The sequence below is a fragment of the Domibacillus indicus genome (genome assembly GCF_000970685.1).
GTDB classification, from domain to species: Bacteria; Bacillota; Bacilli; order Bacillales; family Domibacillaceae; genus Domibacillus; species Domibacillus indicus.
Genome location: NZ_LAJB01000010.1, coordinates 77,695 through 90,024 on the forward strand (window position 1 = coordinate 77,695; position 12,330 = coordinate 90,024).

The 12,330-nt window shown below is 46.4% G+C and carries 12 protein-coding genes; 9 read left to right on the forward strand and 3 right to left on the reverse strand.

Going from position 1 to position 12,330, the window contains the following annotated elements; translation table 11 throughout:
• The first annotated feature begins 85 nt into the window (after window positions 1-85).
• The 5 genes from aceA (at window position 86) to VP98_RS12645 (ending at window position 5,739) form a co-directional block, all read left to right on the forward strand.
• Complete coding sequence (aceA, locus tag VP98_RS12625; RefSeq protein ID WP_046175758.1) at window positions 86-1,375, forward strand: isocitrate lyase; 1,290 nt, start codon at window positions 86-88, stop codon at window positions 1,373-1,375.
• A gap of 177 nt (window positions 1,376-1,552) precedes the next feature.
• Entirely contained in the window at window positions 1,553-1,843 is a 291-nt protein-coding gene (gene gatC, locus VP98_RS12630; RefSeq protein WP_046175759.1) for an Asp-tRNA(Asn)/Glu-tRNA(Gln) amidotransferase subunit GatC, read from the forward strand.
• A gap of 12 nt (window positions 1,844-1,855) precedes the next feature.
• A complete protein-coding gene (gene gatA / locus VP98_RS12635; protein ID WP_046175760.1) occupies window positions 1,856-3,304 on the forward strand; it encodes an Asp-tRNA(Asn)/Glu-tRNA(Gln) amidotransferase subunit GatA in 1,449 nt (482 codons plus the stop codon).
• Window positions 3,305-3,319: 15 nt separating this feature from the next.
• A complete protein-coding gene (gene gatB / locus VP98_RS12640; RefSeq protein ID WP_046175761.1) occupies window positions 3,320-4,747 on the forward strand; it encodes an Asp-tRNA(Asn)/Glu-tRNA(Gln) amidotransferase subunit GatB in 1,428 nt (475 codons plus the stop codon).
• 218 nt (window positions 4,748-4,965) lie between these two features.
• The gene (locus VP98_RS12645) at window positions 4,966-5,739 is read left to right on the forward strand and encodes an alpha/beta hydrolase (protein ID WP_046175762.1); all 774 of its coding nucleotides are present in this window, start codon (window positions 4,966-4,968) and stop codon (window positions 5,737-5,739) included.
• 232 nt (window positions 5,740-5,971) lie between these two features.
• On the opposite strand, the gene VP98_RS12650 is transcribed toward VP98_RS12645, so the two are convergent.
• Genes VP98_RS12650 through argC form a run of 3 tightly spaced genes read right to left on the reverse strand, consistent with a single transcriptional unit; the run spans window position 5,972 to window position 8,923 of the window.
• Complete coding sequence (locus VP98_RS12650; protein ID WP_046175763.1) at window positions 5,972-7,111, reverse strand: acetylornithine transaminase; 1,140 nt, start codon at window positions 7,109-7,111, stop codon at window positions 5,972-5,974.
• The gene (argB, locus tag VP98_RS12655) at window positions 7,108-7,872 is read right to left on the reverse strand and encodes an acetylglutamate kinase (RefSeq protein WP_046175764.1); all 765 of its coding nucleotides are present in this window, start codon (window positions 7,870-7,872) and stop codon (window positions 7,108-7,110) included. Before argB ends, VP98_RS12650 begins: the two co-directional genes overlap by 4 nt.
• Before the next feature lie 13 nt (window positions 7,873-7,885).
• Window positions 7,886-8,923 (reverse strand): N-acetyl-gamma-glutamyl-phosphate reductase, encoded by a 1,038-nt coding sequence (gene argC / locus VP98_RS12660; protein ID WP_046175765.1) that lies wholly within the window; start codon window positions 8,921-8,923, stop codon window positions 7,886-7,888.
• Between the two features lie 168 nt (window positions 8,924-9,091).
• On the opposite strand from argC, the gene VP98_RS12665 reads away from it, so the two are divergent.
• The 4 genes from VP98_RS12665 to VP98_RS12680 all read left to right on the forward strand — a co-directional run bounded on the left by VP98_RS12665 (window position 9,092) and on the right by VP98_RS12680 (window position 12,309).
• The gene (locus VP98_RS12665) at window positions 9,092-9,655 is read left to right on the forward strand and encodes a thioredoxin family protein (protein ID WP_046175766.1); all 564 of its coding nucleotides are present in this window, start codon (window positions 9,092-9,094) and stop codon (window positions 9,653-9,655) included.
• A gap of 22 nt (window positions 9,656-9,677) precedes the next feature.
• The gene (locus VP98_RS12670) at window positions 9,678-10,595 is read left to right on the forward strand and encodes a diacylglycerol kinase (protein ID WP_046175775.1); all 918 of its coding nucleotides are present in this window, start codon (window positions 9,678-9,680) and stop codon (window positions 10,593-10,595) included.
• Between the two features lie 108 nt (window positions 10,596-10,703).
• A complete protein-coding gene (locus tag VP98_RS12675; protein WP_046175767.1) occupies window positions 10,704-11,132 on the forward strand; it encodes a MarR family winged helix-turn-helix transcriptional regulator in 429 nt (142 codons plus the stop codon).
• Window positions 11,125-12,309 (forward strand): MFS transporter, encoded by a 1,185-nt coding sequence (locus VP98_RS12680; protein ID WP_046175768.1) that lies wholly within the window; start codon window positions 11,125-11,127, stop codon window positions 12,307-12,309. Before VP98_RS12675 ends, VP98_RS12680 begins: the two co-directional genes overlap by 8 nt.
• Window positions 12,310-12,330 lie beyond the last annotated feature (21 nt).

Here is a 12,330-nt window from a genome sequence, read left to right on the forward strand (position 1 = left end):
AAAAAAAGATTGGCAAACGGAAAACTCTGTTATATAATACAAATTGTAATAAATAATCTGTTTTATAACAAAGGGGATGTGTAAAATGGAGAATGCAACACAGCAACGGGCAGATCAGCTTCAGCAGTCATGGGAGAATGATGTAAGATGGCAGGGAATTGAGCGGCCGTACTCAGCAGAAGAAGTAATCAAGCTCCGCGGATCGATTGATATTGAACACACGCTTGCCAGGCGCGGAGCTGGCAAACTGTGGAGTCTGATTAATGAAGAGAACTTCATTAACGCGCTTGGGGCGCTGACGGGGAACCAGGCTGTACAGCAAGTAAAAGCAGGGTTGAAAGCGATTTATTTGAGCGGATGGCAGGTTGCAGCGGACGCAAACCTTTCGGGAAACATGTATCCGGATCAGAGCCTTTATCCGGCAAACAGTGTTCCGCATGTAGTTAAGCGCATTAACCAGGCCCTCCAGCGGGCAGACCAGATTGCCCATATGGAAGGCGATGATTCGATTGATTACTTCGCGCCTGTCGTTGCTGATGCAGAAGCTGGATTTGGGGGACAGCTGAATGTATTCGAGCTGATGAAGAGTATGATCGAAGCCGGCGCTTCCGGCGTTCATTTTGAAGACCAGCTGTCTTCCGAGAAAAAATGCGGCCACCTGGGTGGGAAAGTGCTTCTGCCGACACAAACAGCAGTGCGCAACTTGATTGCGGCCCGTCTTGCAGCAGACGTTATGGGAACACCGACCGTTTTGATTGCCCGCACAGATGCAGATGCGGCAGACTTAATTACGAGCGATATTGATCCGGCAGATGCACCATTTATTACAGGAGAGCGCACGTCCGAGGGATTCTACCGGACAAAAGCAGGTCTGGATCAGGCAATTGCCCGGGGCCTTGCATACGCGCCATACGCCGACATGATCTGGTGTGAGACGTCTGAACCGAACCTGGAACAGGCACAGCGCTTTGCGGATGCGATTCATGAGAAATTCCCGGGCAAGCTGCTGGCATACAACTGCTCACCGTCTTTTAACTGGAAAGCAAAGCTCGATGAGGAAACAATCGAAAAGTTCCAGATCGAACTTGGGAAAATGGGCTATAAGTTCCAATTCGTAACGCTTGCCGGCTTCCATTCGTTAAATCACAGCATGTTCCAGCTTGCAAATGGATATAAAACACGCGGTATGGGTGCTTACTCCGAACTTCAGCAAGCCGAGTTTGCCTCGGAAAAAGATGGCTACACCGCAACAAGACATCAGCGTGAAGTAGGAACCGGCTACTTTGATGCCGTATCAATGACTGTAACAGGAGGCCAGTCTTCTACGACTGCACTGAAAGGGTCAACAGAGGAAGAGCAATTCCAAACAAACTAAAGGAAAACGAGCAAGGGGATCTGTCTTACATTGGGGGATGTAAAATAGATAAAGGATGAAAAGCCGCCTTCATTTTTGAAGGCGGCCTTTCTTTATTGTTCACGAAGGGATAAATCATGGTAAAATAAATTTTGTGCAAATTAACAGCGTACAAATTTTTTATGGAGGTGGATTTCATTGACGCGAATTTCAGAAGAACAAGTACGGCACGTAGCCCATTTGGCACGCCTTGCTATTACAGATGAAGAAGTGCATACATTTACGGAACAGCTCGATGCGATCATTACATTCGCCGAGCAGCTGAATGAACTTGATACATCAAACGTGAAACCGACTTCACACGTTTTAGATATGAAGAATGTATTGCGGAAAGACGAATCAGCACCGGGTCTTGACCAGGAAGAAGTATTAAAAAATGCACCGGATCAGCAGGACGGCCAAATTCGTGTTCCGTCGATTATTGAGTAAGGAGGAGAGACCGTGTCATTATTTGATCACAAATTAACAGAGATTCAATCTATGATCGAGAAAAAAGAAGTATCGATTCCGGATCTCGTAGATGAATCATTTAAGCGCATCGCCGCGGTGGACGGTGAGGTAAAAGCGTTTATTACATTGGATGAGGAGCGTGCACGCAAGCAGGCAGAAGACGCACAAGCAACTGGCAAAACCGGTGTTTTATCAGGTATTCCAATTGGAGTAAAAGATAATATTGTGACAAAAGGGCTTCGCACGACTGCTGCCAGCCAGATCCTTTTCAACTTTGACCCGATTTACGATGCGACGGTTGTGAACAAGCTTCGTGAAGCGGGAACGATCACAGTCGGCAAATTAAATATGGATGAGTTTGCAATGGGGTCATCAACCGAAAACTCAAGCTTCCAAAAAACGCGCAATCCATGGAACCTCAATCACGTACCGGGCGGTTCATCAGGCGGTTCAGCCGCATCGGTTGCAGCGGGGGAAGTACCCTTTTCGCTTGGCTCTGATACAGGAGGCTCTATCCGCCAGCCGGCTTCGTTCTGCGGTGTTGTCGGCATGAAACCTACATACGGGCGTGTTTCACGCTTTGGCCTGATTGCCTTTGCATCGTCACTTGACCAGATTGGACCGATTACACGCAATGTAGAGGACAATGCACATCTGCTTGAAGCAATCGTCGGCGCCGACCCGCAGGATTCTACATCGGCTAACGTACCGGCTGAAAATTTTGCCGCAGGGTTAACGGGGGATGTAAAAGGACTTCGTATTGCTGTACCGAAAGAATATCTCGGAGAAGGGGTTTCAGAGGAAGTGCGGCAGTCTGTTTTAGATGCACTAAAAGTACTTGAAGGGCTTGGCGCAACCTGGGAGGAAGTCTCACTTCCGCACTCGAAATATGGCGTAGCGACCTACTACCTGCTTGCATCATCTGAAGCTTCCTCCAATCTGGCCCGCTTTGACGGTATCCGTTACGGCTACCGTGCGGAAGGAGCGGAAAACTTAATTGATTTATACAAAAAAACTCGTGCAGAAGGCTTTGGCGATGAAGTAAAACGCCGGATTATGCTTGGCACCTTTGCGCTAAGCTCGGGCTACTACGATGCATACTATAAGAAAGCCCAGCAGGTCCGCACCCTGATTAAAAAAGACTTTGAAGATGTATTGGAAAGCTATGATGTTATCATTGGCCCGACAACACCAACACCGGCTTTTAAAATCGGCGAAATTATTGACGATCCGTTAACAATGTATGCGAATGATATTTTAACCATTCCAGTTAACCTTGCCGGAGTGCCGGGCATTTCTGTTCCATGCGGATTTGCAGAAAACGGCCTGCCGCTTGGCCTTCAGATTATTGGACGTCATTTTGATGAAAAAACCGTCTACCGTGTTGCCCATGCATATGAGCAGGCAACTGATTTCCATAAAGAAAAACCGGAGCTGTAAAGGAGGGGACCATCAGTGCAATTTGAAACGGTAATTGGACTTGAAGTCCACGTAGAATTAAAAACAAACTCAAAAATCTTTTCATCGGCCCCGGCTCATTTCGGCGCGGAGCCTAACACGAATACGACTGTGATCGATCTTGGCTATCCGGGTGTATTGCCGGTTATGAACGAAAAAGCAGTGGAATTTGCCATGAAAGCCGCGATGGCGATCAACTGTGAAATCGCAGAAGAAACAAAATGGGACCGGAAAAACTACTTCTATCCTGATAATCCAAAAGCGTATCAAATTTCGCAATACGACAAGCCGGTCGGCGAGCACGGCTGGGTAGAGATCGAAGTAAATGGTGAAACAAAACGAATCGGCATCACGCGTCTTCACCTTGAAGAAGATGCCGGAAAACTGACCCATGCCGGAAAGCACTCTCTTTGCGATTACAACCGCCAGGGCACTCCGCTTGTGGAAATCGTATCAGAGCCGGATATTCGCACGCCGGAAGAAGCGTATGCATTTTTAGAAAAGCTCAAAGCGATCATTCAGTACACAGAGGTGTCTGACTGCAAAATGGAAGAAGGGTCACTTCGCTGTGATGCGAATATCTCGCTTCGTCCAGTCGGCCAGAAAGAATTCGGAACGAAAACCGAGCTGAAAAACTTAAACTCGTTCAACTTTGTCCGCAAAGGACTTGAATACGAAGAAAAACGCCAGGCGGATGTTCTGTCATCCGGCGGTACTATTGATCAGGAGACACGCCGTTTTGACGAAGCAACCGGCAAAACGCTGCTTATGCGTGTAAAAGAAGGATCAGATGACTACCGTTACTTCCCGGAACCGGATTTGCTTTCCGTTATCATTGACGACGAATGGAAAGAGCGCGTCCGCGCATCGATCCCGGAGCTTCCAGATGCGCGCCAAAAGCGTTACATGGAAGAGCTCGGCCTGCCGGTGCATGATGCGAAAATTTTAACAATGTCAAAAGAGATTGCCGATTTCTTTGAAGCAACTGTAGCGGCAGGCGCTGCAGCGAAACTGGCATCAAACTGGATGATGGGGGAAGTGCCGGCGTATTTGAATGCGGAAGGCAAAGAGCTTTCTGAGACAAAGCTGACACCGGAAAATCTTGCCGGCATGATCAAGCTGCTCGAGGAAGGAACCATTTCCTCAAAAATTGCCAAAACCGTGTTTAAAGAAATTATCGAAAACGGCGGCGATGCTGAAGCAATCGTGAAAGAAAAAGGTCTTGTCCAGATTTCGGACGAGTCAGCCCTTCTCAAGTTTGTTAACGATGCACTTGATGCGAATCCGCAGTCCATCGCCGATTTTAAAGAAGGAAAGAAAAAAGCGATCGGCTTCCTGGTCGGACAGATTATGAAAGCGTCCAAAGGACAGGCAAATCCGCAGGCAATTAATAAGCTGCTTGCAGAAGAAATTCAAAAAAGATAATAGCAGAAAGGATGGCGCGATTTTTCTTAAAATGGCGTGTTTCCTTACTGGAATGGCGCGATTACAGCTTAATCGCGCCATTTTTCTATTAAATCGCGCCGTCTTTTCAGTCGAATAGCTTTTCTTTTAAAACAATTCCAACTTGACTTGTCGGATAAAACCGGTTAAAGTATACATATCTTATAAAAATAATCGGAATTAAAATGGAGGGCCATAAGATGAGAGAAGAATATACAATAATACCAGGGGCGGAATCATTTTATTTAGAAGGAAACGACATTGGAATTGTTCTTTCTCACGGATTTATCGGTACACCCCAGAGTGTCAGGGATGTGGCTGAATCTTTAAATAAAAAAGGCTTTTCTGTTATGGCCCCCCGGTTAAAAGGACACGGAACCCACCAGGCCGATATGGAAAAATGCATGTACAATGACTGGTATAAAAGCTATTCAAATGCTTACCGCTTTTTAAAGAAACGAGGCAAACGCATTTTTTTAATGGGACAGTCGATGGGGGGGACTCTTACACTAAAATTTGCAGCCGCTCATCGTAATATTGAGGGAGTTATCACAATTAACGCTGCCCTGACCCTGCCTTCTCTTGAATACTTGCAGCATGATCCGGCTCCCCGATTTATTCCAGAGGGAGCACCTGATATTAAAAAGGAAAATGTTTATGAAATCACGTATGAAGAAGCACCGGTCGCATCCATTCGCGAGCTGCAGAAATTAATGAAAGAGGTACCGGGCGCCTTAGCTCGTATTCATGTGCCTGCCCTTTGTATAAAATCAGCGGTCGATCATGTTGTGCCGCCGGAAAATACATCGTTTATTTACCAGTCAATTTCCTCTAATGACAAACAAATAGTGACTCTGCCGAATTCCTATCATGTGGCCACTATGGACCATGACGCGGGTCAAATTGTGGAAGCTGCAGCGGGTTTTATTGAGCGTGTGTGCAGCAAGCAGGAAAAGCTTAAAAAAGTGCTATAAAAAAAAGAGCTGTCTTATTTTGGACAGCTCCTATGCTGTTGCCAAACGCTTGCTTTCTGACTTTGTCTACACTTTCAGAGCTTCCTTACTTTGGAAGCTCTTTTTTTGTTTTAGGCGGTATTTTTTCATTTAGGAAGGTATATCCAACGCCAGGGGCGGAAAAATAGTTTGCCGCCCCTAAAGTGTAGAAAACCGCCTCAAATTTCGAAATGCCGCCCTAAACGGACAATTTTTACTTTTTCAATATCCCTGTGATGATGCTGGCCGCTTTTTCGATTTCTTCCTCTGTGACATTCAGCGGAGGGAGGAGACGGATAACATGTGTGCCGGCTGTTAAAATGAGCAGGTTCTGCTCCCTGGCTTCAGAGAGAAATGGTCCGGCTTCTTCATTCAGCTCAATACCAATCATTAGTCCTTTGCCTTTAAGCTTTTTAAAAATCGGTTCATCCTTCAGCGCTTCAAGGAGAAGGGATTGAAGTTTTTCTCCTTTTTTCGTAACGTCATCTAAGAAGCCATCATTGAAAATAGTCGACAATGTTTCTTTTGCCGCCGCCAGTGCAACCGGATTTCCGCCAAAGGTTGATCCGTGTGAGCCGGCGGAAAAAGCATCGGAAAGAGACGATTTGCCGATGATAGCCCCGAGCGGAAAACCGCTGGCGATGCCTTTGGCAACAGAGACGATATCCGGATGTAAGCCGATGTGCTGAAAAGCAAACGGCTTGCCTGTGCGGCCGATCCCTGTCTGGATTTCATCAATAATGACGAGAGAGCCGTTTTCGTGTGCAAGCTTTTCTGCTTCCTGTAAAAAGCCCGCATCGCCTTCATTAATGCCGCCTTCACCCTGAATCACTTCAAACATAATCGCCGCTGTGTTTTCGTCCAGGGCGGCTTTTAAAGAATCCAGGTCATTCATCGTAACATATTCAAATGTCTCCAGCATTGGGCCGAAGCCTGTTTTAATTTTTTCCTGGCCGGTTGCAGCCATTGTCGCAAAGGTGCGTCCATGAAATGAATTGACAAATGTAATCACTTTTGTGCGGCCGGTTGATTTGCGGGCGAGCTTAATCGCCGCTTCATTCGCTTCCGCCCCGCTGTTTCCAAAAAAAACAAGATCCAGTCCGGAGGCGTCCGTCAGCTGTTTGGCTACTTCTTCCTGAAGCTCGATTTGAAATAAATTCGATGTATGCCAGAACTGGTTCAGCTGCTTTTCTACCGCTTTTTTAACGTTTTCGGGTGCGTGGCCAAGATTGCACACACTGATGCCGGATGTAAAATCAAGGTACTCTTTTCCGTCCTTCGCTGTTAGATAAGCGCCTTTTGCTTGAACAGGCGTGACGTCCCATCTTGCATATGTAGGGAATAAATGGCTCATATTGTCTCCTCCTTATTAAATAAAGTGCCATACCACTTTCCGCCTTCATAAAACGGCTTTTTGCCGGAAACGATATGGACGTGCTCGCAGCTCTGAAGTGCTTTCAGTGCGGTTTTTACTTTTGGGATCATGCCGCCGCTGATGACGCCCGAATCAATCAGCTCATTTGTTTCGGCTGCCGTTAATGACGGAATCAATTTGCCGTCTTTCAGTACGCCGGGTACATCTGTCACCATCAGCAGATGATCGGCTGCCAGTGCATAAGCAGCTGCGCCCGCCGCATGGTCTGCATTTACGTTCAAAACAGTGCCGTCCGGTCCTTTGGCGATCGGTGTCATGACCGGAAGAAGCCCTGCCTGCAAAAACAGCTCAAGCACGTTTTTATTGACGGCAGTTACATCTCCAACGAAACCGAGTTCCTCCTGGCTGATAAAGTCTGCCCGTAGGATGCCCTGGTCGCTTGATTGCACCCCGATTGCCGGAATGCCTTTTTGTTCGAGCATACGGACAAGCTTCCGGTTCATGCTCCCGGACAGAACAAGCTCTGCCGCTTCCAGTACTTCTCTGGATGTGACCCGAAGGCCGTTTTTAAACTCGCTTTCCACGTCCATTTTTTCAAGCATGGCGTTAATTTCCGGTCCGCCCCCATGAACAAAAACGATCTGGTAGCCGTCTTCGATGAGCGATTTCATACTGTTGAAAAAACTGTCGGACAGTTCTTTTAAGACGCTTCCGCCGCATTTTACCACTACTGTTTTCATGAACACTGCCTCCTTATGGATACATCGGGAAGCCTTTGAGCCCCGCTGTTTCTTCAAATCCAAACATGATATTCGCATTTTGGATCGCCTGCCCCGCTGCACCTTTCACGAGGTTATCAATAACAGAAACGATAACAAGGCGATTCGTCCTTTGATCCACATCAACAGCAATGTCACAAAAATTCGAGCCGGCCACTTCTTTTATCCCCGGGAACTGTTTAACAGGGCGAACGCGGACAAACGGGTCGTTTTGATACGTTTCGGCAAAAAGAGCATGAGCTTTTTCTGTTGTGATTTTTTTTGCCAGCGGAGCGTACATGGTAGCCATAATGCCGCGTGACACTGGCAAAAGATGCGTTGAAAAGGTAATTGGGGCCGCTTCTTCATTCCACCAGGAAAGCTGCTGCTCAATTTCTGGAATATGCTGATGCTCATTTACTTTGTAAATGCGGAAGTTATCGTTCATTTCCGCAAAATGTACAAGCGGTGACAAGCCGCGGCCGGCGCCGGAAACACCGGATTTAGCATCTATGATAATATTTTTTACATCAATAATGTTATTTTTTACAGCCGGCGCAAGACCAAGAAGAGCAGCTGTCGGATAGCAGCCGGGATTTGACAGGACGCTTGCCGTTTTTACTTTTTCGCGGTTCCACTCTGTTAAGCCGTATACCGCTTCTGCAATAAACTCTTTAGACGCAGGCTCTTTTTTATACCATTTTTTATAATCTTCTGTTTCTTTCAACCGGAGGTCGCCTGATAAGTCCACTACTCTGGCATGTCCTCCTGCAAGCTGTGGAGCAAGAGACGCTGCCGCACCGGATGGAACCGCCAGGAATACGACATCTGATTCATTTTTAATCGCTTCTGTATCGATTTTAGTAAGCGGAAGCGGGCAGATTTCTGCTAGATGAGGATATTCTTCTGTTACAGGCACGCCATCTTTGCTGGATGAATAAACTGCATGCAGGTCAAATTGAGGATGATTGGATAAAAGACGTATGAGTTCGATGCCGCCATATCCGGAAGCGCCTATTACTGATGCTTTCATAAGAAAACCCCTTTGTATTTTTATTTATATTTATACATAATTATTAGAAATTATTCTTCCATTATAAATTTATGCCCGCTTTAAATCAACCGATTTTGTCAAATGAGCTGTTTTTGTGCATAATGGAAGAAAGGATGTTATGAAAATCCATAACGGAGGAACAAAAAAATGAATCTGCAGGAATGGTTTGAAAAAGGACTGACACCTGAGGAATATATACGTGATATGTCGGATCACAAAGAAAATCTTCTTTATGTACTGAAAAATTTTCATCTGTCCGGCGATGAAGCTTCGCTCATCAACAAGCTGAGGGAAGCGAATTGGCGTGTCATTGTCCTAACCGAGGATTGGTGCGGAGATGCTATGGTGAATGTGCCCATCCTGCTTTCGATAACGAAAGCGGCCCATATGGATGTCCGGCTTTTGCACCGCGATGAAAACCTTGAATTAATGGACCAGTATTTAACGAATGGAACATCCCGGGCGATTCCGATTTTTATTTTTATCGATGAACAAGGAACAGAGCAGGCGGTCTGGGGGCCGCGGGCGCCGGCTGTCCAGGAAATGGTGACAAATTACCGGTCCTCGCTGCCGCCTCGTGACCATGAAGAATTTGAAGAGAAAAGCCGGGAAATGATTCAAAAGCTGACGGAAGCGTACCGGACGGATGAATCGCTCTGGCAGGAAGTATACCGCAGCTTAAAAACGACCATTATAGAACGATTATATTAAGAGCAGAAAGACTGGGATAATGATGACGAAACGAGCACGAATTATTTACAATCCAACATCGGGACGCGAACTATTCCGCAAACATTTGCCGGAAGCGCTCGAGAAACTTGAAAAAGCCGGATATGAAACATCTGCCCATGCAACAACAGGGGAAGGTGATGCAACAACGGCCGCTAGAACTGCTGCTGAACGAAAATTTGACGTAGTCATCGCGGCAGGCGGCGATGGAACGCTGAATGAAGTGGTAAACGGCCTTGCCGGACAGGATCACCGGCCAAAATTCGGTGTTATCCCAATGGGCACTACGAATGATTTTGCCCGTGCACTTCATATTCCGCGTGATATTCAAGGTGCCATTGATATTATAACAGCGGGTGAAACGATTCCGGTTGACGTCGGGCGGATGAATAGCCGTTATTTTATTAACATTGCGGGCGGGGGCCGGCTGACAGAGCTGACATATGAAGTGCCAAGCAAGCTGAAGACAATGCTCGGCCAGCTTGCATATTATTTAAAAGGCATTGAAATGCTGCCGTCTATCAAGCCGACAGATGTAAGGATTGAATACGATGGACAAGTGTTTGAAGGAGAGTCGCTTCTGTTTTTGATTGGCCTGACTAATTCAGTTGGCGGTTTTGAAAAACTTGCGCCGGATTCCTCGGTGAATGACGGGCTGTTTACGCTTATCATTCTGAAAAAAACCAACCTCGCTGAATTTATCCGGATTGCCGGACTTGCTCTGCGGGGAGATCACTTAAATGATCCACACGTTATTTATACGAAAGCAAAACGCATTCAGGTGCAGTCCAGCGACCCGATGCTTATTAATTTAGATGGCGAGCTTGGCGGAGAAATACCGGCTGATTTTGAAAATTTATACCGCCACATTGAAGTGTTTGCTCCCATTGAAAAGCTTCGGCCGCAGGACCGCATTTATTAATTTGAGGCTGTTTCGGATTGCCGGAGCAGTCTTTTTTTTTGCGGAAAGTATTTCGCCTTCCGAATTATATGCTATAATAGTTACCTAAGTAACTAATTGGGAGGCGCAATGACTACTCATACATTGTTGCATGCGATTCATCAGCTGTCGCGTGAATTAACGAAACGGGTAAACGAGACGCTGCAGCCATTCGGCTTATACAGTGCCCAATGGTCTGTGCTTTTTGTGCTGCAGACGAAAGGAGAAATGCCTCAATCTGCTTTATGTGAGTATCTTGCTGTTGAGGCACCGCCAATGACGAGAACTATCCAGCGTCTCATAAAACAAGGATATGTCCAGCAAATACCGGGCAAAGATAAACGTGTTAAAGTCATTCACTTAACGGAAAAAGCCAGGCAGGCATATCCGGAGTGGGAACGAGCCGTCCTGGCGATGAATGAAAGGCTGCTCGCCAGTATGCCGAAAGAGCAGCAGGAGCTGATGCAGGGGCTGCTTGCAGAATGGCTCGGAAAAATGAAAGGGGATTTGAATGAGTAAACCAGCTTTATGGACAAAAGATTTTATTGGGATTTCTTTAACAAACTTTTTCTTATTTATGACATTTTATTTTTTACTGGTGACATTGCCAGTTTACGTTTTAAATGAATTAAATGGCACCGAATCCGAAGCCGGGCTTGCAACGACTGTCTTCTTAATCTCAGCTATCCTGATTCGGTTCATTTCTGGACAGTGGGTTGAGCACTTCGGTAAAAAAAATGTGCTTGTTGTGTCGCTGATAATCTTTTTGATTGCTTCGATTCTTTATCCATTCATGAGCGGGTTAATGCCGCTTCTTGTGCTCCGTTTTTTTCATGGCATTGGCTTTGGAATGGCGACAACAGCGGCAGGGGCAGTAGTTGCCGAGATCATTCCTAATTCACGGCGGGGCGAAGGAATGGGATACTATGTTATGTCAATGAATTTAGCTATGGCTATCGGGCCATTTGCGGGTCTTGCCATTATGAATAAATGGGATATTCGGGCCGGCTTTACTGTTTGTGCAGCCGTAGCCTTCATTGCACTGGCCATCAGTTTTTCATTAAAGAAAGAAAAAGCTGCCAGAGAAACAGCCGGCAAATTCAAGCTTGATCTGTCTCCAGGCAATTTAATTGAGAAATCGGCACTTCCGATTGCCCTGACCGGCACATTTTTTGCCGTTGTCTACTCCGCTATCTTGTCATTTGTATCTGTTTATGCAGAAGAGCTTCATATTGGCGCAGTGTCCGGCTTCTTTTTTGTTGTGTATGCAATTGTGATTGTATTGTCACGTCCGTTTACCGGCCGCTGGTTTGACCGCTATGGAGCAAATGTGATTGTGTATCCTTCTATCGTACTGTTTGCGGCGGGACTGCTTTTATTAAGCCAGGCTGGCGGAGCAGGGCTCTTTTTAATTGCCGCGGGGGTTATTGGGCTTGGATGGGGCACGTTGTTTCCAGGCTTTCAGACGATTGCGATTTCCAGAGCACGTCCGGAGAAAAAAGCTCTTGCCACGGCCACTTTTTTGTCGCTTTTTGATCTTGGCATCGGCTTCGGTTCTTTCGTAATGGGTGCCGCGGCGGCAGGGCTCGGCTTTAAGATGCTGTATGCAGCCTGCGCTGTTTACGTGCTTGCTGGTATGATCGTTTATTATTTTGTACAGAAGAACAAAACAGAGTTAGAGCGTTTTCCTCAATAAGCTATAAAGCAAAGCCTGTGG